The organism is Planotetraspora kaengkrachanensis (genome assembly GCF_016862895.1).
GTDB classification, from domain to species: domain Bacteria; phylum Actinomycetota; class Actinomycetes; order Streptosporangiales; family Streptosporangiaceae; genus Planotetraspora; species Planotetraspora kaengkrachanensis.
The window spans coordinates 161,201-182,577 of record NZ_BONV01000004.1; the positions used below are offsets into that span (position 1 = coordinate 161,201).

Sequence of the window (21,377 nt, forward strand, 5' to 3'; positions counted from 1 at the left end):
TTCGCCATGACTGAGAGCACGATCGTTCATCTCCTGCGCCACGGTGAAGTGCACAATCCCGACGGCATCCTGTACGGCAGGCTGCCCGGCTACCCGCTGTCGGCCAACGGCAGACAGATGGCCGAACTGGTCGCCAAGGCGGTCGGCGGACGGGACATCGTGGAGATCTGGAGCTCGCCGATGGAGCGGGCCCAGGAGACCGCCGCCCCGTCGGCCGAGGCACTGGGCCTCGAGGTCAAGATCGATGAGCGGCTGATCGAGGCCGCCAACGTCTTCGAGGGCATGCGCGTGGCGGGCGGCGACGGCGTCTTCCGCAACCCGCGCCACTACCAGCACTTCAGGAACCCGTTCAAGCCCTCGTGGGGAGAGCCGTACGGCCAGGTGGTCGCCCGCATGACGTCGGTCGTCGACGACGTGCGCGAGCGGGTGCACGGTCACGAGGCGCTGCTCGTCAGCCACCAGCTGCCCATCTGGGTCACCCGTCTGGCGGCCGAGGGCAGGCGGCTGTGGCACGACCCGCGCCGCCGTCAGTGCGCGCTGGCCAGCCTCACGAGTTTCACGTTCGAGAACGGCCGCCTCATCAGCGTCGGTTACAGCGAACCCGCGGGTTCCCTGCTCAGGGGCAATCCCGTTCCTGGAGCCTGACCCGGCGGCCCGAGCGACCTGTGTGGTCGGTAGAGTGACAGCTCTACCGGCTGTAGTGCAAGGAGATCTCCTCCCGTGACCGCCAAGAGCCTGCCCGTGATCGCCGCTCTGGCCGTGACAGCCCTCGCGGGCTGCGCGGGCGGTCAGTCGTCCCAGTCGCCCGGCGACACGCGGTTCGTGGCGGGCGACGGCAAAGTCCAGGTGTTCCCCGTCGCCGACCGGCACCAGGCCCCCGCCATCGAGGGCGCCACGATCGACGGCGCGACCGAGAAGGTCGCCGCGGGCAAGGTCTACGTCCTGAACTTCTGGGCGTCCTGGTGCGCCCCCTGCCGGGCCGAGGCGCCGGTCCTCAAGGACATCGCCGCCAAGACGAAGGCCTCGGGCGTGCAGTTCGTCGGGATCAACTTCAAGGACCTGCAGGCGTCCGCCCAGGCCTACGACCGCACCGTACAGCCCGGCTATCCCAGCATCTTCGACAAGACGGGCAAGGTGCTGCTGTCGTTCCAGGGCACCGTCCCGCCGGCGGCCATCCCGTCCACGCTGATCATCGACAAGCAGGGACGCATCGCCGGCCGCGCGCTGGGCGGCGTCAAGTACAACGAACTGCTCAGCGCCGTCACCAAGGTGAGCGATGAGTGATCTCGGCGGAACCGTCGCGACCGGTTCGCTGGTGCTGGCCCTCCCGATCGCGTTGCTGGCCGGCCTGGTGTCGTTCGTCTCCCCGTGCGTGCTCCCCCTGGTCCCCGGCTACCTGTCGTACGTGACGGGCATGAGCGGCGACCCGAAGCGCAGCCGCATGGTGCTCGGGAGCGCCCTGTTCGTGCTCGGCTTCGCCGCCGTGTTCGTGCTCGGCGGCGCGCTTTTCGGCGGCGTCGGCGGCGTCCTGCTGGGGAACTCCCAAGTGATCACCCGCGTGCTGGGCGTGCTGACGATCGTCCTGGGCCTCGTCTTCATGGGGCTCATCCCCGGGCTCGAGCGCGAAGTGCGGATCCGCCGCTTCCCGGCGGCGGGCCTCGCCGGCGCCCCGCTGCTCGGGGTGGTGTTCGGGCTCGGCTGGACGCCGTGCATCGGGCCCACGCTGGCCGTGGTGCTCACCCTCTCCGTCGACCAGGGCAGCGCCCTCAGGGGCGCCGTCCTCGCCTTCGTCTACGCCCTGGGCCTCGGGCTGCCGTTCGTGCTGGCCGGGCTCGCCTATCGCAAGGCGCTGCACGCGTTCAAGGCGGTGCGCCGCCACACCGTGGTCATCACGCGTGTGGGCGGTGCCATGCTGGTCTGCGTGGGCCTGCTCCTCGTGACCGGGATCTGGGGCGACCTCATCGCCGGCCTGCAGGGCTGGGTCGGCGGATTCGAGCCGGTGATCTGATGACTCTGCCACCCGACACCGAGACGGCGGGAACGCCCGAGGCGTCCGTCGCGATCGAGTCGGCCCCCAAGGAACCGCCGCGCCCCGTCGGCCTCGGCGTGGTCGGCTGGCTGCGCTGGGGCTGGCGCACGCTCACCTCGATGCGCACGGCGCTGATCCTGCTGTTCCTGTTCGCGCTCGGCTCCGTGCCCGGCTCGATCTTCCCCCAGAGGGGGGTCGACCCGGACAAGGTGGCGCAGTACTTCCAGAACTCGCCCACCGAGGCCGAGTGGCTGGACCGGTTCCAGCTCTTCGACGTGTTCACGGCGCCGTGGTACGCCGCCGTCTACCTGCTGCTGTTCGTCTCCCTGGCCGGATGCGTGCTTCCGCGCGCCCTGGTGCACTTCAAGGAGATCCGCCGCAAGCCCCCCGCCGCCCCGCGCAACCTGCTGCGCCTGCCGTACGGCGAGGCCTTCGAGGGGGAGCTGACAGTCGAGCAGGCGGCGGCGAAGCTGCGGAGCAGGCGGTTTCGCGTCGTCACGGGCCCGGACTGGGTCGCGGCGGAGAAGGGCTACCTGCGTGAGACCGGGAACCTCCTGTTCCACGTCGCGCTGCTCGCCCTGCTGTTCGCCGTCGGCGCCGGCGGCCTGTACGGCTACCGCGGCAACGTGCTGGTGGTCGAGGGCGACGGCTTCGCCAACACCGTCGCGGCCTACGACCGGTTCATGCCGGGGCAGCGCGTGTCGGCGGAGTCGCTGACGCCGTTCTCGTTCACGCTCAAGGACTTCCAGGCGTCGTACGTCGGCGCGGGGGAGAAGATGGGGCAGCCGCTGGACTACAGCGCGAAGCTGTCCGTGCAGGACACCCCGTCGTCGCCGCCCCGCGACGTCGACCTCAAGGTCAACGACCCGCTCGACGTCAACGGCACGCTGACCTACCTCATCGGGCACGGGTACGCTCCCACGTTCAAGGTGACCGACGGGAAGGGCCAGGTGGCCTTCGACGGGCCCGTGCCGTGCCTCGTCGACGACCAGGCGACCTACACCTCCGAATGCACCATCAAGGTGCCCGACGCCCACCCGACGCAGCTCGGGTTCGTCGCGCGGTTCCTGCCGAGCACCGTGCCGAACGGGAGCGCCTGGGTGTCGGTCTTCCCCGCCGCGGTCAACCCGACGGTGCAGCTCATCGGGTCCTTCCAGGGCGACCTCGGGCTCGACTCGGGACAGCCGCAGTCGGTCTACGTCCTCGACACCGACAAGCTGAAGCCGCTCGGCAAGATGTCCGCGACGCCGCCGAAGCCGCTCGCCCTCGGTGAGACGCGTGACCTGCCCGACGGCGCCGGGAAGATCCAGTTCACCGGCGTCAAGGAATGGATCACTCTGCAGACCACGCACGACCCCGGCCGGCTCCCCGCGCTGGCCGCCGCCGCGGCCGCGGTCCTCGGTCTCGTGTTCTCCCTGATGATCCGCAGGCGCAGGGTCTGGGTCCGGGTGACGGACCGGAAGGTCACGGTGGGAGGATTGACCCGCACGGAAGGCGATGTCGGCGGCTTCTCCGAGGAGTTCGCCGAGCTCGTCTCCCTCCTCCGTGGCTCCCAGGATTCTCCGGCACCTCAGGCCGGGCCAGCACCAGTTGAGCCGAGCACCGGCCCCGACCAGGAGTAGAGATGCCGTCCGAGGTCAATACGGGACTCGCCACCCTGAGCGATCAGCTCATTCTGGCGACCGTCCTCCTCTATCTCGTCGCCATGATCGGCTACGCCCTGGAGCTCGCCTTCGGCCGGGTGCGCACGGTCTCCGCCGCGAAACGCGAACCGGTCGCGGTGGGCGCGTCCGTGTCCTCCGGCTCGGGCGGGGTTCTGCCGGAGGCCGAGAGCCCGCGTGAGCCGGAGCCCGAGCCCTGGGCGATAAAGGCGGGTGGCCTCGCCGTCGTCCTCACGTGGATCGCATGGGCGGCCAACCTCGCCGGCATCCTCACCCGGGGCATCGCGGTGGACCGCTGGCCCTGGGCCAACATGTACGAGTTCGTGGTGGCCATCTGCTTCGCCGCGGTGACTGCCTTCCTGGTGCTCATGACCCGCCAGCCGATCCGGTTCCTCGGCGCCTTCGTCGCGCTGACGGCCGCGCTCGGGCTCGGGTTCGCGGTGCTCTTCCTGCACGTGCAGGCGGGGCCGGTGATGCCGGCGCTGCACTCCTACTGGATCGCCATCCATGTCACGGCGGCCATCGTCGCCAGCGGACTGTTCATCCTCGCCGGCGTCTGCGCCATCCTCTACCTGATCCGCAACGACGGCCGGGCGTCGGTCCTGCCGAGCCGCAAGGACCTCGAGCGCATCACGCACCGCGCGATCGTGATCTCCTTCCCCATCTGGACGTTCGCCGTCATCGCCGGCGCGATGTGGGCCGACCGGGCCTGGGGTCGTTACTGGGGCTGGGACCCCAAGGAGGTCTGGGCGTTCATCACCTGGGTGGCGTACGCCGCCTACCTGCACGCCCGCGCGACGGCCGGATGGCGGGGCAAGGCCGCGATCATCGTGTCGCTGGTGGCGTTCGCCTGCCTGCTGTTCAACCTGATCGGCGTGAACATCTTCTTCAGCGGCCTCCACTCCTACGCCGACGTCCCCAACTGACCCTCCCCTTGGGTGTGATCATGCAGAGGTTGATGTCGTGATCATGCACGGATTCGTGGATGTGGCCTCTGGCGTGCGCCGACGGCATTCGTGATCATGCAAGGGTTCGCAGATGGCCCCTCCGACGTGCGTCGATGGTATTCATGATCATGCATCAGTCGTCGTGAGCACGCCTGTCGCATGCACGCTGCCATGTCGTACGGCCAGGGCGCGCGGTCGGTCGTGCATGATCACGAAAGATGTCTCCGCAGGTCGGCGGTGCACCGGGCGAAAGTGTGCATGATCATGAACAGGAGATGGGCAGGTCGGCAAGGGTGCCGACGAACCTGAGCATGATCACGCCTACGGGGAGGGGCAGGTCGGCGGGGGTGTCGCCGAATCTGTGCATGATCACGCGGAGGGGGTCAGTCTTCGTCGCGGAGGCGGCGTTCCAGGTGACGGAGGAACTCGGGGTCGTCGTCGGGGCCCTTCGGAGCCTCGGCCCGGGGCGGTGCCGGAGGCATGCCTGAGGACGGCGTTCCGTAGATGTGACGCGCACCAGGGACCGTGTCGCCGATCCTGGGCCGTCCGAGCAGCAGCCACAACAGGCCGCCCAGCGCCGCGAGCAACACCACGATGATGACCCAGAGGATCTTCGGCAGTCTCCGGACCTCCTGCTCGGGGCTCGTGATCACGTCGAACAGGCAGTAGAGCCAGAAGGCCAGCAGCGCTAGACCGATAACCACGCTAGGCATGCCCACACGTTAAGCCATATGGCCATGTGATCGTGTTTTCGCGGCGATAGCCGTACATCATTTCCGGGTGACGCGGCCAGAACGGCAACGTACGGTGGACCGGTAGAACGCGAGCGCGCGACACATGAGAGGTGCGATGTCGGAGCCGGGCGACCGGGGACGCCACCGGCGGGGACCGCGGTGGTGGCAACGCGGGCCGTACGCGTCGTCGCACCGGGACACCCGAGAGGCTCGGGAGACGCGCGAGGCCAGAGAGTCGCGGGAGACCAAAGAGGCCAGAAAGCCTCGAGACGTCCGCGAGATGTGGGACTTCCAGGACCTCGACGCCCCCGGGCGGTTCATCGAGCATCCGGTCGAGAAGGTCCACGCGGTGACCGCTCCCGTCGTGGACGACCGGCCGCAGTACACCTGGCGCGACTTCGAGCTGGACGACCAGCCTGTGCGCGCCGAGCCGCATCGCCCGGACGCGCCCGACCTGAGGGACGGCCGGCGCCACTGCGGTCCCCTGGAGCGCGTGCTGTTCCGTCAGTGGGACGCCATGGACGGACCGCCCTCCGCGGACGCCGTACGGGCCGTGGACGGCCTCGCACGCCTTCCTGAAGGACTCAAGGCGAAGCTGGCCATCGGGCTCGACGGCATCTACATCGGCCGCGGAGGCGTGCCCGATCTCGACGACATGGGCTACCTGCGCGGGGCGCCGCTTCCGTCCGGGCGGGCCACCTGGGACATCTGCGCGGGCGCGTACGGCGATCGCAAGATCGTCGTCGGTGACCGGCCCTCGCCGACGCCCGACGTGATGATGCACGAAGTCGGGCATGCACTGGACGACGTGGACGCGAGTCCGGGAGAGTGGGTTTCGGACTCTCCGGAGTTCGCCGCGCTGTACGAGGACTGCATGCCGATGTTCGCCTCGGCGTTCCACCGGCAACCCGGCGGTCTCGGACGCAAGGAGTTCTTCGCCGACGCGTTCGCGGCGATCGCGTCGCGTCAGCGGCCGGCTCTGGTGGACATGCTCGGCGGCGACACCCGGACCGCGCTCAACGTCATGCTGTTCTTCAACAGGCGCTATGGAATCTAGGTGAAACGGGATGTACGTGATCCGGCTCGGTGACGGGACACTCCGCGTGCCTCGATCACTGACCAGCGATGACGGGCGCCTGATCGGCAACGCGTACGTCGAGATCGCTCCGGGGGAGCCCGACTACGACCGATGGGCGGCCGAGTCGATCACTGAGGCGGAGGACGCCGAACGGCGTCGCCGCTGGCAGGAGGAGAACGACCAGTTGGAGCGGGAGTTCCTGGCCTTCAAGGCCGAACAGGACTGAGTCCGATGCGCGCCCGGGCAGGACAGGCCGGGCTGACTCGGTGATCCTGCGCTATCCGGGTAGCGCGCAGGATCACCCGGTGCTGGTACTTGCGTCAGATCCGCGGTGATTCGCCATTCGGCCGGTCGGCCGTGAGGACGTCCTCCCCGCGAAGGAGGGCGTGCACTTCCGACTCGCGGAATCGCCTGTGCCCACCGGGCGTACGGATGCTGCTGATTCGTCCCGCCGCGGCCCAGCGTGTCACGGTCTTCGGGTCGACCCGGAAGAGGGCGGCAACCTCTCCAGGGGTCAGCAGTCGCTCGCTGCTACTCTCCACAATCTCTCCCCCTCGCATCCCGCGTCCTGCAGCGGGGCGGACAGGTAACCAGTGTGCCGAGCGAAGCCTGATTTATCCGTGGTTTTCGTAGAAGATCACGGGTTGTTACCGGCTCAGTGCCCGATTGTTATATGATAGAGCCTCTTTGGGACGCTCATGGGTGTTTCTTTACAAAAGCGCCTTGTTGTGAACACTAGCAGTGCTCGCGCCCGATGCGAAGAGAGACCTACATCTCGGGAAGGTGACGTAACCTCGACGCTGTGCATCCGGTAGTCGTTTACACCCTTTCGCGCATCGGCTTGTTCGCCGCTGCCCTCGCCGTCCTGTACCTCGTCGGGTTGCGCACGTACGCCCTGCTCGCCGCGGCTTTTCTGGTCAGCGGCGTCATCAGCTACGTGCTGCTGTCGAAACAGCGTGACGCCCTCAGCGAGCGGATCACCAGGAAACGCGGAGGATCCGAGGAGAACTAGGTCGTCGGGAACATGCCGATCCGGGCATGGTACTCATGTCCAAGGGTGGTCGTGTCGCTTCCCACCAAAAGGCCCTTCTTTACAGTCAGGAACGCCTTTACCCCGATTCCCCTTTCTCGCGTGGGGTTCCAACTTTGCGCCTTGCCGGTCACCGGGTTGATCGCCCCGATGCCCTCGCGGCTGACCGAACCCGGCCCGGCGCTGTCGGCCCCCCGCGGGTTGTCGAGCCAGCGCTGGTGGCCGCCGACGTACACGGCGGATCCGCTGATCGCCACGGCGTAGAGGGAGTCGCCTCCGGTGAGGTTCACCCAGGTCGGGCGCACCTGATCACCCTTGGCGTACGTCTCGAACCGGGCGGCGGAGTCGCACAGTTTCGTGGTGCCGGGGAAGGGGCCGCCGGTCGTGACGACCACGAAATACTGCCCGTCGGGTGAGATGTCCAGCCCGCGGACGTAAGAGGGGAAGTTCGGCTTGCACGCCGCGGCGTACACCTCGGTGTGCCAGTCGGCGACGCGACCTGTCGTGAGATCTATCACCCCGAGCTGGGGCCGGCGCAGGCCGTCGAGGGCCGCGAACGACCCGTCGACCACGAGCCGGTCGTGGCCGGCCGCCATGGCGTAGACCCTTGGGCCGGCGCCGGGGCCGCCCGACGGGGTGACGGTGAAGGCCGGGTCGACGGCTCCGGTCTCCACGTCGACGCGGGCCAGCGCCGTCCGCATGCTCAGGCCGATCCTGACGAAGTCGCCGCCGACGTAGAGCTTCGAGCCCTGACGTACGAGGCTGGCGACGTCGCCTCCGTAGGCGGGCGCGTAGAAGGTCGGCACCGGCGAGCCGTCGTCCACCCGCAGCCGGACCAGCGCCCGCTGGGGGCCGTTGAAGGAGCCGCCGACGAAGACGCTGCCGTCGGGGCCGGTGGCCAGCGAGGTCACGGGCCCGTCGAGGTCGGGGGCGAAGGTGCGCGAGACCCGTCCGGAACCGAGGTCGAAGGCGAAGATGTTGGCCCGGGGGATCTCCGCCGTGCCCCTGGCCTCCTGGACGGCGCTGAAGCTGCCGCCGACGACCACGGTGTTCCCGACGAGGGCGAAGGCGTTGACGATGCCGTCGAGCACGTGCGGGGTCGAGTCGACGGGGTTCGCCGACACCACGCGGGGCTGTCTCATGCCGGCCTGGGCGGGGACGGCGGACAGGAGGACGAGGGCCGCCGCCGCGAGCAGTGTGGTTCTGGCGAACATTCCCAAAGTTCTAGCAGACGCAGCGTAATCAATGAACTACGTTCCGCTCATCGCGCAACGGTGGTGAGAGGCCTCCCGACGGGCCGCCTAGGCTTGCGTGCATGACGCGCGCATCGCTGGACAAGCAGCCGCACGAGGTCGCCGCGATGTTCGATCGCACGGCCCGGCGGTACGACCTGGTAAACGACGTTCTCTCGCTGGGCCAGGACCGCCTGTGGCGCAAGGCGACGGCGGACGCGATCGACGCCGGTCCCGGCGAGTTGGTGCTCGACCTCGCGGCGGGCACAGGCACGTCGACGGACGCCTTCACCTTGCTGGGCGCACGGGCGATCGCCTGCGACTTCTCGCTCGGCATGCTGAGGACCGGGGTGGCCAGGAGAGGCGGTTCCGGCCTGTACGGCGGAGGGGTCAGGGGGGTCAGCTTCGTCGCCGGAGACGCCCTGCACCTGCCCTTCGCGGCCGGCGCGTTCGACGCCGCGACCATTTCCTTCGGGCTGCGGAACGTCGCCGACACGACGCAGGCGCTGCGTGAGATGCTCAGGGTCGTCAAGCCGGGCGGGCGCCTCGTCATCTGCGAGTTCTCCCGGCCGCCGATGAAGGCGTTCGATCTCGTCTACTCGCAGTATCTGATGAAGCTGCTGCCGCCGGTGGCGAGGGCCGTCAGCTCGAATCCCGACTCCTACGAGTACCTCGCGGAGTCGATCCGGGCGTGGCCCGATCAGGCGGCGCTGGCGGCCATCATCCAGAAGGCGGGGTGGGAGAGAGTCGCCTGGCGCAACCTTTCCTTCGGCATCGTCGCGCTCCATCGTGCGGTCAAGCCGGGCGCCGTCAATCCTTAGCCTCACCCCCTCTGACATTGTCCGGCGGATAAGGGTTAGACTTCGGCGCGACAAGTTTGTGAAGAGGTTCACAAAGGCACGAAGGTCCAAAACCCTCGGACCTTCCTTCCTCGGACAGGACAGGTCCCCGTGAGCGAGCAGGTCCGCGCACAGCGGAGAGCAGCGGAAGCCGACGTCATCGTCGTCGGTGCCGGCCCCTCGGGGGCGACGGCCGCCTTCTTCCTCGCCAGAGCCGGGTTGAACGTCCTGCTGCTGGAGAAGACCCGGTTCCCCCGCGAGAAGGTGTGCGGGGACGGGCTCACGCCTCGGGCCGTCAAGGAACTCATCGGGATGGGCGTCGACATCGACGGCCCCGGCTGGATCAGGAACAAGGGCCTGCGGGTCGTCGGCGGCGGCCTGCGCCTCGAGCTCGACTGGCCCGACCTGCACAGCTACCCCGACTTCGGGCTCGTGCGCACGCGGATGGACTTCGACCAGATCCTCGCGGAACACGCGGAGCGCAACGGCGTCACGCTCATCCAGGGGATCACCGTCACCGGGCCGGTCCTCGACGAGCGCAGCGGCCACGTCGTCGGCGTGACGGCCCGCAAGGACGGCGAGGACGTCACCTACGGAGCCCGCCTGGTGGTCGCCGCCGACGGCAACTCGTCGCGGCTGTCCCTGGCCATGGGCCTGCACAAGCGCGAGGACCGCCCGATGGGCGTCGCGGTGCGGACCTACTACACGAGCCCCCGGCACGACGACGACTATCTCGAGACGTGGCTGGAACTCTGGGACGGCGACCGTCTCCTGCCGGGCTACGGCTGGATCTTCCCCGTCGGCGACGGCACGTCCAACGTGGGGCTGGGCCTGCTGAACACCAGCGCGGCCTTCAAGAACATCGACTACCGCGACCTGCTCAGGCGCTGGGTCAAGAACATGCCCGCCGAGTGGGGCTACACCGAAGAGAACATGGTCGGGCAGATCAGGGGCGCGGCACTGCCGATGGCCTTCAACCGGCAGCCCCACTACACCCGGGGTCTCATGCTCGTCGGCGACGCCGGCGGCTCGATCAACCCCTTCAACGGCGAGGGCATCGCGTACGCCATGGAGACCGGCAGGACGGCGGCCGACATCATCGTCCAGGCCCTGTCTCGGACGACTCCGGCGCAGCGTGAGCGTGTACTGCGCGAGTACCCGCGTATCCTCAAAGACGTCTATGGCGGATACTTCACTCTTGGGCGGCTGTTCGTCGAGGCGATCGGCAAGCCCGGGGTGATGAAGTTCGCCACGCGGCACGGGCTTCCACACCCGACCCTGATGAGATTCGCTCTGAAACTCCTCGCTAATCTCACAGACCGTCGGGGCGACGCCTCCGACCGCATCATCAACGCCCTTTCCAAGGTGGCTCCGCCCGCATGAACTCCGTCACAGCAGCAATCTCCGGCGATCTCGTGCCGACTCGTGAGACCGCTGCCACATCCGGCGTCCGTACGCCGGACCGGGGATCGCCTGTGCCGGGGCTCGCCGTGACTGTCCCATTCCACCGACCAAGCGAGGACATGTAGCCATGGAGCTGTATGTGCCGATTCTGGTGCTCGCGGTCCTCGCGGCGGGATTCGCCGTGTTCTCCGTGGGTATCGCGCCCTTCACCGGGCCGAAACGCTGGAACCGCGCCAAGCTGGACGCCTATGAGTGCGGCATCGAGCCCACTCCGCAGCCGGTCGGCGGTGGGCGTTTCCCCCTGAAGTACATGATCACGGCGATGCTGTTCATCGTGTTCGACATCGAGATCATCTTCCTCTATCCGTGGGCGGTGGCCTTCGACAGGCTCGGCGTGTTCGGGCTGGTCGAGATGGTGCTGTTCATCGTCACCGTCCTCGTGGCGTACGCCTACGTGTGGCGCCGTCGCGGCCTCGATTGGGATTAGCCATGGGTCTTGAAGAGAAACTTCCGAGCGGGTTCGTCCTGACCACCGTCGAACAGGTGGCGGGCTGGGCCCGGAAGAACTCCGTCTGGCCGGCGACCTTCGGCCTCGCGTGCTGCGCGATCGAGCTGATGGCGACGGGTGGGCCCACGCACGACCTGGCGCGGTTCGGCATGGAGCGCGCCTCGGCGTCGCCCCGCCAGGCCGACCTGATGATCGTGGCCGGCCGCCTGTCGCAGAAGATGGCGCCCGTGCTCCGCCAGATCTACGACCAGATGGCCGAGCCCAAGTGGGTCATCGCGATGGGCGTCTGCGCGTCCAGTGGCGGCATGTTCAACAACTACGCCATCGTGCAGGGCGTGGACCACGTCGTGCCCGTCGACATCTACCTGCCCGGCTGCCCGCCGCGGCCCGAGATGCTGATCGACGCCATCGTGAAGCTGCACGACAAGATCCAGAACATGAAGTTCGGCGCGCACCGGGCCAAGCAGATCGACGAGCTCGAGCTCCAGGCGCTGCGGACGCTGCCGCTGATCGACCAGGGAGCCGACAGATGAGCACCGACAACCTCCCTGAGGTTCCCGGGGCGACGGCGGAGGAGACGCCCATCGCCCGCACGGGCATGTTCGGCGCCGAGGGCAGCGGCGACACCTCCGGATACGGCCGCCTGGTCGTCCGGCGCCCCGCGAAGGCCTTCTCCCAGCGGCCGTACGGGTCGTACTTCGACGAGATGGCCGACGCCCTGGAGCCCGACTTCGGCGACGCGATCGAGCGCGTGGTCGTGGAGCGGGACGAGGTCACCTTCCACGTGGCCCGTGAGCGTCTGGTGGACGTGCTGCGGCACCTCCGCGACGACCCGGCGCTGCGGTTCGAGCTGTCGCTCGGCGTCTCCGGCGTCCACTACCCGGACGAGACCGGCAGCGAGCTTCACGCGGTCTACCACCTCTGCTCCATCACGCACAACCGGCGGATCAGGGTCGAGTCGTCCTGCCCCGACGACGACCGGCACATTCCCTCCACCGTTCCGGTCTACCCGACGCACGACTGGCACGAGCGCGAGACCTACGACTTCTTCGGAATCGTCTTCGACGGCCACCCGGCGCTGACCAGGATCGAGATGCCGGACGACTGGGAGGGCCACCCCCAGCGCAAGGACTACCCGCTGGGCGGCATCCCGGTCGAGTACCGCGGCGCAGAGATCCCCGCGCCGGACCAGAGGAGGTCGTACTCGTGAGGGAGCACATCAGTGCCGCCTGTCAGGAGTCGGCGAGCGCAGCGAGGAGAGCGTCGTGACGAGCACCACTGAGACCGAAGGCCGGGTCTACGACGTCGCCGGTCAGGACTGGGACGAGCTGGTCGAGACCGTCACGGACTCGGCCGAGGAGCGCCTGGTCATCAACATGGGGCCGCAGCACCCCTCGACCCACGGCGTGCTCCGCCTCGTGCTGACGCTCGACGGCGAGACGGTGACCGAGGCCCGCACGGTGATCGGTTACCTGCACACCGGCATCGAGAAGAACATGGAGTTCCGCACGTGGACCCAGGGGGTCACGTTCGTCACTCGCATGGACTACCTGTCGCCGATCTTCAACGAGACGGCGTACTGCATGGGCGTCGAGAAGCTCCTCGGGATCACCGACAGGATCCCGGAGCGGGCGCAGGCCATCCGGGTCATGATGATGGAGCTCAACCGGATCTCCTCGCACCTCGTCGCCATCGCGACGTTCGGCCTGGAGCTGGGCGCGACGACGCCGATGCTCTTCGGCTTCCGCGAGCGTGAGATGGTGCTCGACCTGTTCGAGTACATCACCGGTCTCCGGATGAACATGGCCTACGTACGGCCCGGCGGCGTGAGCGTCGACCTCCCCGCGGGGGCGGTGGACAAGATCGGCGAGTTCCTCAAGGTGATGCCTTCGAGGATCAAGGAGATGCGCAAGCTCCTCGACGCCAACCCGGTCTACACCCGCAGGACCAAGGACGTGGCCTACCTCGACCTGACCGGCTGCATGGCGCTCGGGATCACCGGGCCGATGCTGCGGGCGGCGGGCCTGCCCTGGGACCTGCGCAAGTCCCAGCCGTACCTGGGCTACGAGACCTACGAGTTCGACGTCCCGACGGAGAACACCTGCGACGTGTACGGCCGCTATCTCGTCCGCGTGGCCGAGATGGAGGAGTCCCTCAAGATCATCGAGCAGGCGCTCGACCGGCTCCAGGGCCCGCTGAAGAACGGCCCCGTGATGATCGAGGACAAGAAGATCGGCTGGCCCGCGCAGCTCGCGCTCGGCCCGGACGGCTTCGGCAACTCGCCCGACCACATCGCGCACATCATGGGCAGCTCGATGGAGGCCCTGATCCACCACTTCAAGCTGGTGACCGAAGGTTTCCGGGTCCCGGCCGGCCAGGCGTACGCGGCGGTCGAGTCGCCCCGCGGCGAACTCGGCGCTCACGTGGTGAGCGACGGCGGGACGCGCCCCTACCGGGTGCACTTCCGCGACCCGTCCTTCACGAACCTGCAGGCTGTGCCCGCGACCTGCGAGGGCGGCATGATCGCCGACGTCATCTCGGCTGTCGCCTCGATCGACCCAGTCATGGGAGGTGTGGACCGGTGAGCTACGCACCTGAGGTCCGCGAGCGTCTGGAGACGGACGCCAAGGAGATCATCGGCCGCTACCCCAAGCCGCGGTCGGCGCTGCTGCCGCTGCTGCACCTGGTGCAGAGCGAGGACGGTTACGTCTCCGACGACGGTCAGGAGTTCTGCGCGGAGATGCTCGGCCTGTCCAAGGCCGAGGTCGTCGGCGTGGCGACCTTCTACACGATGTACAAGCGCAAGCCGTCCGGTGAGTACAACGTCGGCGTCTGCATCAACGCGCTGTGCGCCGTCATGGGCGGCGACCAGATCTGGTCGGAGCTCAGCGAGCACGCGGGCGTCGGCCACGACGAGACGACCGAGGACGGCAAGATCACGCTGGAGCGGCTGGAGTGCAACGCCGCCTGCGACTTCGCGCCCGTGATGATGGTCAACTGGGAGTTCTTCGACAACCAGACGCCTGAGTCGGCCAAGCAGCTCGTCGACGACCTGCGCGCGGGCAAGGAGGTCGTCCCCACCCGCGGGCCCGGACGGCTCTGCTCGTTCAAGGAGGCGTCGCGGGTCCTCGCGGGGTTCCCCGACGGCCAGGCCGGCGACGGCCCGGCGGCGTCCGGCCCCTCGCTCGAGGGCCTGAAGATCGCCAAGGCCAACGGCTGGGAGGCGCCCGCCGCCGACGGAGGACCGGTGAACGACCGATGACACAGCTGACGCCGGTTCTGACGCGGAACTGGGACCTGCCCAACGCCTTCACGGTGGACGGCTACGGCGAGTACGCGGCCGCCAAGAAGGCGCTGAGCACCGACCCGGACGCCATCATCCAGATGGTCAAGGACTCGGGTCTGCGCGGCCGAGGGGGAGCGGGCTTCCCGACCGGAATGAAGTGGGGATTCATCCCGCAGAACGACGGCAAGCCGCACTACCTCGTGGTCAACGCGGACGAGTCCGAGCCCGGGACCTGCAAGGACATCCCGCTGATGATGGCCAACCCGCACTCGCTGGTCGAGGGCGTCATCATCACCGCCTACGCCATCAGGGCCAACTACGCGTTCATCTACGTCCGCGGCGAGGTCCTGCACGTGATCCGCCGGGTCCAGGCCGCGGTCCGCGAGGCGTACGAGAAGGGCTATCTCGGCAGCGACATCTTCGGCTCGGGATACGACCTCGAGGTCGTGGTCCACAGCGGCGCAGGGGCGTACATCTGCGGCGAGGAGACGGCACTGCTCGACTCGCTGGAGGGATACCGCGGCCAGCCGAGGCTCAAGCCGCCGTTCCCCGCGGTCGCCGGCCTGTACGCCTCCCCGACCGTGGTCAACAACGTCGAGTCGATCGCCAGCGTGCCCAGCATCGTGGCCAACGGCGCCGACTGGTTCGCCGGGATGGGCACGGAGAAGTCCAAGGGCTTCGGCATCTTCTCGCTGTCCGGCCACGTGACCAGGCCCGGCCAGTACGAGGCGCCCCTCGGCATCACGCTGCGCGAACTGCTCGACATGGCCGGCGGCATCCGCGAGGGTCACGAGCTGAAGTTCTGGACGCCGGGCGGGTCGTCCACCCCGATCTTCACCGCGGAGCACCTCGACGTGCCCCTCGACTTCGAGTCGGTCGGGGCGAAGGGCTCCATGCTCGGCACCCGGGCGCTGCAGATCTTCGACGACACCACGTGCGTGGTCCGCGCCGTCCTGCGCTGGACCGAGTTCTACGCTCACGAGTCGTGCGGTAAGTGCACTCCGTGCCGTGAGGGCACCTTCTGGCTCAAGCAGGTGCTCAAGCGGCTGGAGAAGGGTCAGGGCACCGAGGACGACCTGACCACGATCACCGACATCGCCGACAACATCCTGGGCCGCTCGTTCTGCGCCCTGGGCGACGGCGCGACGAGCCCGATCCACTCGTCGGTGAAGTACTTCCGCGAGGAGTACCTCAAGCACTTCGAGATCGGCGGTTGCCCGTTCGATCCCGCCGCGTCAACTGTGTGGGGTAAGGCATGACAGTACAGACAACCTCGGCGGGGGCGGTCGAGCAGCCGGTCGACCTGGTGACGCTCACCATCGACGGTTTCCAGATCAGCGTCCCGAAGGGGACCCTGATCATCCGGGCGGCCGAACTGCTGGGCATCCAGATCCCGCGGTTCTGCGACCACCCGCTGCTCGAGCCGGCGGCCAACTGCCGCCAGTGCCTGGTGGACATCACCGACGCGGGCAACGGCCGCGGCTTCCCGAAGCCTCAGCCGTCCTGCGCCATCGAGGTCGCCCAGGGCATGGTCATCCAGACCCAGCTCACCTCTCCGGTCGCGGAGAAGGCGCAGCGGGGCGTGATGGAGATGCTGCTGCTCAACCACCCGCTCGACTGCCCGGTCTGCGACAAGGGCGGCGAGTGCCCCCTGCAGAACCAGGCCATGTCGAACGGCCAGGGTGAGAGCCGCTTCGTCGAGGAGAAGCGCACCTTCGAAAAGCCGATCGCGCTGTCGACCGAGGTGCTGCTCGACCGCGAGCGCTGCATCCAGTGCGCCCGCTGCATCCGGTTCTCCGACCAGATCGCCGGCGACCCGCTGATCGACTTCTTCGACCGCGGGGCCAAGGAGCAGGTGGGCGTCGCCGACGGCGAGCCGTTCGAGTCCTACTTCTCCGGCAACACCGTGCAGATCTGCCCGGTCGGCGCGCTGACCGGCGCGGCGTACCGGTTCCGGTCCCGGCCGTTCGACCTGGTGTCGACGCCGAGCGCCTGCGAGCACTGCGCCTCCGGTTGCGCCCAGCGCACCGACCACCGGCGCGGCAAGGTCACCCGCCGCCTGGCCGGCGACGACCCGCAGGTCAACGAGGAGTGGAACTGCGACAAGGGCCGCTGGGCCTTCCAGTACGCCACGCAGTCCGACCGGCTCAGGACACCGCTGATCCGCGACGAGTCCGGCATGCTGGTCCCGGCCTCCTGGCCCGAGGCGCTGAGCGTCGCGGCCGAAGGTCTGGCCAGGGCACGCGGCAAGGCCGGCGTGCTGGTCGGCGGGCGGCTGACGGTCGAGGACGCCTACGCCTACAGCAAGTTCGCCAGGGTCGCCCTCGGCACCAACGACATCGACTTCCGCTCCCGCCCGCACTCCGAGGAGGAGGCCCGCTTCCTGGCGCACGCCATCGCGGGCAAGGGCATCGAGGTCTCCTACGCCGACCTGGAGAAGGCCCCGGCCGTGCTCCTGGCGGGGTTCGAGCCCGAGGAGGAGTCGCCCATCGTCTTCCTGCGCCTGCGCAAGGCCGCGCGGAAGAAGGGCCTCAAGGTCCACGCCCTCGCGCCGTTCGCGTCGCCCGGGCTGGCCAAGATGAAGGGGTCGCTCATCCGCACGGCCCCCGGCGCCGAGGCCGAGGTGCTCGGTGACCTGGTCGCCACCGCCGGCGACCTCCTGCCCGCCGGATCGATCATCCTCGCCGGTGAGCGGCTCGCCACCTCCCGCGGCGCCTTCTCCGCGCTCGTACGGCTGTCGCAGGCGGCCGGCGCGCGGATCGCGTGGGTGCCGAGGCGGGCCGGCGAGCGCGGCGCCCTCGAGGCGGGGGCCCTGCCGGGCCTGCTGCCGATCGGCCGCCCGGTCGACGACGAGACCGCCCGCACCGAGGTCGCCAGGGCCTGGGACGTCGCGTCCCTGCCCGGCACTCCCGGCCGTGACACGGCCGAGATCCTCGACGCGGCGCTGAACGACCAGATCGAGGCGCTGGTGGTCGCGGGCGTCGACCCGTACGACCTGCCCGACCCCGCCAAGGCGCTGGCCGCCCTGGAGAACACGCCCTTCATCGTCAGCCTGGAGATCCGGGCCAGCGCGGTCACCGACAGGGCCGACGTGGTCCTGCCCGTCGCCGCCGTGGCCGAGAAGGCCGGGACGTTCGTCGACTGGGAGGGCAGGGGCCGCTCGTTCGGTGTTGCCACGCCCGTCACCGGAGTCATGAGCGACCTGCGGGCCGTCGTCTCCATCGCCGACCAGATGGACGTCCACCTGGGCCTGCCGGACGCGGAGGCCGCCCGCCGCGAGCTCGCCGCGCTCGGCGCCTGGCGGGGCTCCCGCCCGGCCGCCCCGAGCGTCACCGGCGACCCGGCCGGCGAGCCCGAGGCCGGCCAGGCGCTGCTGGCCACCTGGCACCTGCTGCTCGACGAGGGACGGCTCCAGGACGGCGAGCCGTACCTGGCCGGGACCGCGCGCCGCGCTGAGGCGCTGATCTCCGAGACCACCGCCGCCGAGATCGGGGCGGTCGACGGCGGGAAGATCGTCGTCGGTGACGACGCGATCCTGCCGGTGCGCATCGCGGACCTGCCCGATCGCGTCGTGTGGGTGCCGTCGAACTCGGCCGGCCTGTCCGTGACACGCGACCTGCGTGCCGTGGCGGGCGACGTCGTAACCATCGGGAGCGTCTCGTGAACAACCCCGCGCCCAATCTGAGTGACTTCGGCCACGACCCACTGTGGCTGTCGATCATCAAGGCTCTCTTCATCTTCGTGTTCCTGATGGTGGGCGTGCTGCTCAGCGTGTGGACCGAGCGCAAGCTCATCTCGCGCATGCAGCACCGCTACGGCCCCAACAGGGCGGGCAAGTTCGGCCTGCTCCAGACGGTGGCCGACGGCCTGAAGATGGGCCTGAAGGAAGACCTCATGCCACGCACCGTGGACAAGGTCATCTACTTCCTGGCCCCGGTCATCATCGCCGTGCCGGCGTTCCTGGCCTTCTCCGTCGTGCCGTTCGGCCCGATGGTCTCGATCTTCGGCGTGCGGACTCCGCTGCAGCTGACCGACCTGCCGGTCGCGGTGCTGCTGGTGCTGGCCATGGCCTCGATCGGCGTGTACGGCATCGTGCTCGCCGGTTGGGGATCGCGCTCGCCGTACGCCATCCTGGGCGGTCTGCGCTCCAGCGCCCAGGTGGTCTCCTACGAGATCGCGATGGGCCTGTCGTTCGTGGCGGTCTTCCTGCAGGCGGGCACGCTGTCCACCTCGGAGATCGTCGCGAAGCAGGCGGGCGGCGGGACCTGGGACATCTTCGGGCTGCACATCCCGACGCCGTCCTGGTACGTCTTCTCGCTGCTCCCGTCGTTCCTGATCTACGCGATCACGATGCTGGGCGAGACCAACCGCGTGCCGTTCGACCTCCCCGAGGGTGAGGGCGAACTGGTCGGCGGCTTCCACACCGAGTACTCCTCGTCGCTGAAGTTCGCCATGTTCATGCTCGCCGAGTACGTGAACGTCTTCACGGTCTCCGCCGTGGCGATCACGCTGTTCCTCGGCGGCTGGCACGCGCCGTGGCCCATCTCGATCTGGGACGGGGCCAACACCGGCTGGTGGCCGATGCTCTGGTTCTTCGGCAAACTGGTGCTCGCCTTCTGCTTCTTCGTCTGGGTGCGCGCGTCACTGCCCCGCGTCCGGTACGACCAGCTCATGGCCTTCGGCTGGAAAGTGCTCATCCCCCTCAACCTCGCGTGGATCCTGCTCGCCGCCACCTTCAGGGCGCTGCGGCTGCCCGAGGCCGACCGGGCGACCATCCTGGCCATCGGCGCTGTGGTCGTCATCGGGGCGTTCGCCATATGGCTACGCTTCGACACGGCGAACCAGCGGCGTAGAGAGAGCCGGGCCGCCGAGATCGAGGAGGAGTTCGAGGAACTCCGCGAGGAGCCGACGGCCGGAGGGTTCCCCGTTCCGCCGCTCGACCTGCCGCACTACCACGGAGTCGTGCCGGCGGCGCGCCTTCACCAAGAGGCCAAGGAGGTGACCAGTGGGAGCAACTGATTGGCTGAACCCGATCAAGGGATTCGGCGTCACCTTCCACCACATGTTCAAGAAGCCGGTGACCGTCAACTATCCGGAGGAGAAGCGGCCCACCGCGCCGCGTTTCCACGGGCGGCACCAGTTGAACCGGTGGCCGGACGGCCTGGAGAAGTGCGTCGGCTGTGAGCTGTGCGCGTGGGCCTGCCCCGCGGACGCCATCTTCGTCGAGGGCGCGGACAACACCGACGAGGAGCGGTTCTCGCCCGGCGAGAGGTACGGCCGCACTTACCAGATCAACTATCTGCGGTGCATCCTGTGCGGCCTGTGCATCGAGGCGTGCCCGACCCGGGCGCTCACGATGACCAACGAGTACGAGTTGGCCGACTCGAGCCGCGAATCGCTGATCTTCACCAAGGAGATGCTCCTCGCTCCGCTCGGGCCGGGTATGGAGCAGCCGCCCCACCCCATGCGCCTCGGCGAGACCGAGGAGGACTACTACCGGTTGGGTCGTAGCAATGGGTGAATCCATCACGTTCTGGGTGCTGGCGGTCGTCTCGGTGACCGCCGCGCTCGGGCTCGTCTTCAGTCGCAGGGCCGTCTATTCGGCCCTGATGCTCGGCGTCGTCATGTTCTCGCTCGCGGTGCTTTACGCGGTGCAGGACGCGCCGTTCCTGGCCGCGGTGCAGATCATCGTCTACACCGGCGCGGTCATGATGCTGTTCCTGTTCGTGCTCATGCTCGTCGGCGTGGACTCGTCCGACTCGCTGGTCGAGACGATCAGGGGCCAGCGGTTCTGGGCCATCGTGGCCGGGCTCGCCTTCGCGGCCCTGCTCGGGCTCGGAATCGGGAACGCGGTGTTGTCGGCTCCCAAGGGCCTGGCCACCGCCAACCAGGCGGGCAACGTGCCGTCGCTGGCCGAGCTGATCTTCACGCGGCACGTGTTCGCCTTCGAGGTGACCTCGGCCCTGCTGATCACCGCCGCGCTCGGCGCGATGGTGCTGGCCCACCGGGAGCGCAGCGAGCCCAAGCCGACGCAGAAGGACCTCTCGCGGGCCCGCTTCGTCCGGTTCGGCCAGCTGGGCCGCAACCCCGGGCCGCTGCCCGGACCCGGCACCTACGCCCGGCACAACGCCATCGACATGCCGGCGCTGCTGCCTGACGGCTCGGTGTCGCCGCTGTCGGTCAACCGCGTCGTCGCCCGGTACGAGGCAGCCGAGGGCACGTTGCCTCCGGAGGTCGAGCGGATCCTCCAGGAGGAGGCCGTGAGCGAGCGGACCAACGGGCAGACAGCCCGGCCGCTCGGCGAGGAGGACGGCAAGTGACAACCCATTACCTGGTGCTCTCCGCGCTGCTGTTCTCGATCGGCGGCGTCGGCGTGCTCGTACGGCGCAACGCCATCGTCGTGTTCATGTGCGTCGAGCTCATGCTCAACGCCTGCAACCTGGCGTTCGTCACCTTCGCCCGGCAGAACGGCAACCTGGACGGCCAGATCATCGCGTTCTTCGTGATGATCGTCGCCGCCGCGGAGGTCGTGATCGGCCTGGCCATCATTGTGACGATCTTCCGAACCCGCAGGTCCGCGTCCGTCGACGACGCCAGCCTGCTGAAGTACTAAGAGGTGGCCGTGGAAC

24 protein-coding genes are annotated in these 21,377 nt (G+C 68.7%); 21 read left to right on the forward strand and 3 right to left on the reverse strand.

Features of this window, described 5'->3' with window-relative positions:
- Window positions 1-6 precede the first annotated feature (6 nt).
- The 5 genes from Pka01_RS07190 to ccsB all read left to right on the forward strand — a co-directional run bounded on the left by Pka01_RS07190 (window position 7) and on the right by ccsB (window position 4,616).
- A complete protein-coding gene (locus Pka01_RS07190; protein WP_203881809.1) occupies window positions 7-645 on the forward strand; it encodes a histidine phosphatase family protein in 639 nt (212 codons plus the stop codon).
- A gap of 75 nt (window positions 646-720) precedes the next feature.
- A complete protein-coding gene (locus Pka01_RS07195; protein WP_239114804.1) occupies window positions 721-1,284 on the forward strand; it encodes a TlpA family protein disulfide reductase in 564 nt (187 codons plus the stop codon).
- Window positions 1,277-2,008 carry a cytochrome c biogenesis CcdA family protein gene (locus Pka01_RS07200; protein WP_203881810.1) on the forward strand — a complete coding sequence of 244 codons (732 nt, stop codon included), beginning with the start codon at window positions 1,277-1,279 and terminating at the stop codon, window positions 2,006-2,008. Before Pka01_RS07195 ends, Pka01_RS07200 begins: the two co-directional genes overlap by 8 nt.
- Window positions 2,008-3,651 (forward strand): cytochrome c biogenesis protein ResB, encoded by a 1,644-nt coding sequence (gene resB / locus Pka01_RS07205; protein WP_203881811.1) that lies wholly within the window; start codon window positions 2,008-2,010, stop codon window positions 3,649-3,651. The genes Pka01_RS07200 and resB overlap by 1 nt, the downstream gene beginning before the upstream one ends.
- 2 nt (window positions 3,652-3,653) lie before the next feature.
- Window positions 3,654-4,616, forward strand: a complete 963-nt coding sequence (ccsB, locus tag Pka01_RS07210) for a c-type cytochrome biogenesis protein CcsB (protein WP_203881812.1) — start codon at window positions 3,654-3,656, stop codon at window positions 4,614-4,616.
- 404 nt (window positions 4,617-5,020) lie between these two features.
- On the opposite strand, the gene Pka01_RS07215 is transcribed toward ccsB, so the two are convergent.
- Complete coding sequence (locus Pka01_RS07215) at window positions 5,021-5,350, reverse strand: PLDc N-terminal domain-containing protein (RefSeq protein WP_203881813.1); 330 nt, start codon at window positions 5,348-5,350, stop codon at window positions 5,021-5,023.
- Window positions 5,351-5,486: 136 nt separating this feature from the next.
- Here Pka01_RS07215 and Pka01_RS07220 point away from each other — a divergent pair, with 136 nt between their 5' ends.
- Complete coding sequence (locus Pka01_RS07220) at window positions 5,487-6,428, forward strand: hypothetical protein (RefSeq protein WP_203881814.1); 942 nt, start codon at window positions 5,487-5,489, stop codon at window positions 6,426-6,428.
- A 10-nt stretch (window positions 6,429-6,438) separates the two neighbouring features.
- Window positions 6,439-6,675, forward strand: coding sequence for a hypothetical protein (locus Pka01_RS07225; RefSeq protein ID WP_203881815.1), 237 nt, complete (start codon window positions 6,439-6,441; stop codon window positions 6,673-6,675).
- Between the two features lie 94 nt (window positions 6,676-6,769).
- On the opposite strand, the gene Pka01_RS07230 is transcribed toward Pka01_RS07225, so the two are convergent.
- Window positions 6,770-7,009: a BldC family transcriptional regulator gene (locus Pka01_RS07230; protein WP_203881816.1), complete on the reverse strand. Its 240-nt coding sequence runs from the start codon at window positions 7,007-7,009 to the stop codon at window positions 6,770-6,772.
- Between the two features lie 242 nt (window positions 7,010-7,251).
- Here Pka01_RS07230 and Pka01_RS07235 point away from each other — a divergent pair, with 242 nt between their 5' ends.
- Complete coding sequence (locus Pka01_RS07235) at window positions 7,252-7,461, forward strand: DUF4229 domain-containing protein (protein WP_203881817.1); 210 nt, start codon at window positions 7,252-7,254, stop codon at window positions 7,459-7,461.
- On the opposite strand, the gene Pka01_RS07240 is transcribed toward Pka01_RS07235, so the two are convergent.
- Window positions 7,458-8,693, reverse strand: coding sequence for an NHL repeat-containing protein (locus Pka01_RS07240; RefSeq protein ID WP_203881818.1), 1,236 nt, complete (start codon window positions 8,691-8,693; stop codon window positions 7,458-7,460). The two genes, Pka01_RS07235 and Pka01_RS07240, sit on opposite strands and share 4 nt — an antisense overlap.
- Window positions 8,694-8,794: 101 nt before the next feature.
- Here Pka01_RS07240 and Pka01_RS07245 point away from each other — a divergent pair, with 101 nt between their 5' ends.
- The 13 genes from Pka01_RS07245 to nuoK all read left to right on the forward strand — a co-directional run bounded on the left by Pka01_RS07245 (window position 8,795) and on the right by nuoK (window position 21,361).
- Window positions 8,795-9,532, forward strand: coding sequence for a demethylmenaquinone methyltransferase (locus Pka01_RS07245; protein WP_203881819.1), 738 nt, complete (start codon window positions 8,795-8,797; stop codon window positions 9,530-9,532).
- A 129-nt stretch (window positions 9,533-9,661) separates the two neighbouring features.
- Window positions 9,662-10,933 (forward strand): geranylgeranyl reductase family protein, encoded by a 1,272-nt coding sequence (locus tag Pka01_RS07250; RefSeq protein ID WP_203881820.1) that lies wholly within the window; start codon window positions 9,662-9,664, stop codon window positions 10,931-10,933.
- A gap of 148 nt (window positions 10,934-11,081) precedes the next feature.
- The gene (locus tag Pka01_RS07255; protein WP_111699579.1) at window positions 11,082-11,441 is read left to right on the forward strand and encodes an NADH-quinone oxidoreductase subunit A; all 360 of its coding nucleotides are present in this window, start codon (window positions 11,082-11,084) and stop codon (window positions 11,439-11,441) included.
- Window positions 11,442-11,443: 2 nt separating this feature from the next.
- A complete protein-coding gene (locus Pka01_RS07260) occupies window positions 11,444-11,995 on the forward strand; it encodes a NuoB/complex I 20 kDa subunit family protein (protein WP_203881821.1) in 552 nt (183 codons plus the stop codon).
- The gene (locus Pka01_RS07265) at window positions 11,992-12,672 is read left to right on the forward strand and encodes an NADH-quinone oxidoreductase subunit C (protein ID WP_203881822.1); all 681 of its coding nucleotides are present in this window, start codon (window positions 11,992-11,994) and stop codon (window positions 12,670-12,672) included. Before Pka01_RS07260 ends, Pka01_RS07265 begins: the two co-directional genes overlap by 4 nt.
- 55 nt (window positions 12,673-12,727) lie before the next feature.
- The gene (locus Pka01_RS07270) at window positions 12,728-14,047 is read left to right on the forward strand and encodes an NADH-quinone oxidoreductase subunit D (RefSeq protein WP_203881823.1); all 1,320 of its coding nucleotides are present in this window, start codon (window positions 12,728-12,730) and stop codon (window positions 14,045-14,047) included.
- Window positions 14,044-14,724, forward strand: coding sequence for an NADH-quinone oxidoreductase subunit NuoE (gene nuoE / locus Pka01_RS07275; protein WP_203881824.1), 681 nt, complete (start codon window positions 14,044-14,046; stop codon window positions 14,722-14,724). Before Pka01_RS07270 ends, nuoE begins: the two co-directional genes overlap by 4 nt.
- Window positions 14,721-16,007: an NADH-quinone oxidoreductase subunit NuoF gene (gene nuoF / locus Pka01_RS07280; protein ID WP_203881825.1), complete on the forward strand. Its 1,287-nt coding sequence runs from the start codon at window positions 14,721-14,723 to the stop codon at window positions 16,005-16,007. The genes nuoE and nuoF overlap by 4 nt, the downstream gene beginning before the upstream one ends.
- Complete coding sequence (locus tag Pka01_RS07285; RefSeq protein ID WP_203881826.1) at window positions 16,004-18,412, forward strand: NADH-quinone oxidoreductase subunit G; 2,409 nt, start codon at window positions 16,004-16,006, stop codon at window positions 18,410-18,412. Before nuoF ends, Pka01_RS07285 begins: the two co-directional genes overlap by 4 nt.
- A complete protein-coding gene (nuoH, locus tag Pka01_RS07290; protein ID WP_203881827.1) occupies window positions 18,409-19,767 on the forward strand; it encodes an NADH-quinone oxidoreductase subunit NuoH in 1,359 nt (452 codons plus the stop codon). The genes Pka01_RS07285 and nuoH overlap by 4 nt, the downstream gene beginning before the upstream one ends.
- Entirely contained in the window at window positions 19,754-20,269 is a 516-nt protein-coding gene (gene nuoI / locus Pka01_RS07295; protein ID WP_203881828.1) for an NADH-quinone oxidoreductase subunit NuoI, read from the forward strand. The genes nuoH and nuoI overlap by 14 nt, the downstream gene beginning before the upstream one ends.
- Window positions 20,262-21,068 carry an NADH-quinone oxidoreductase subunit J gene (locus tag Pka01_RS07300; protein ID WP_203881829.1) on the forward strand — a complete coding sequence of 269 codons (807 nt, stop codon included), beginning with the start codon at window positions 20,262-20,264 and terminating at the stop codon, window positions 21,066-21,068. Before nuoI ends, Pka01_RS07300 begins: the two co-directional genes overlap by 8 nt.
- Window positions 21,065-21,361 carry an NADH-quinone oxidoreductase subunit NuoK gene (gene nuoK / locus Pka01_RS07305; RefSeq protein ID WP_203881830.1) on the forward strand — a complete coding sequence of 99 codons (297 nt, stop codon included), beginning with the start codon at window positions 21,065-21,067 and terminating at the stop codon, window positions 21,359-21,361. Before Pka01_RS07300 ends, nuoK begins: the two co-directional genes overlap by 4 nt.
- The last annotated feature ends 16 nt before the right edge of the window (window positions 21,362-21,377 follow it).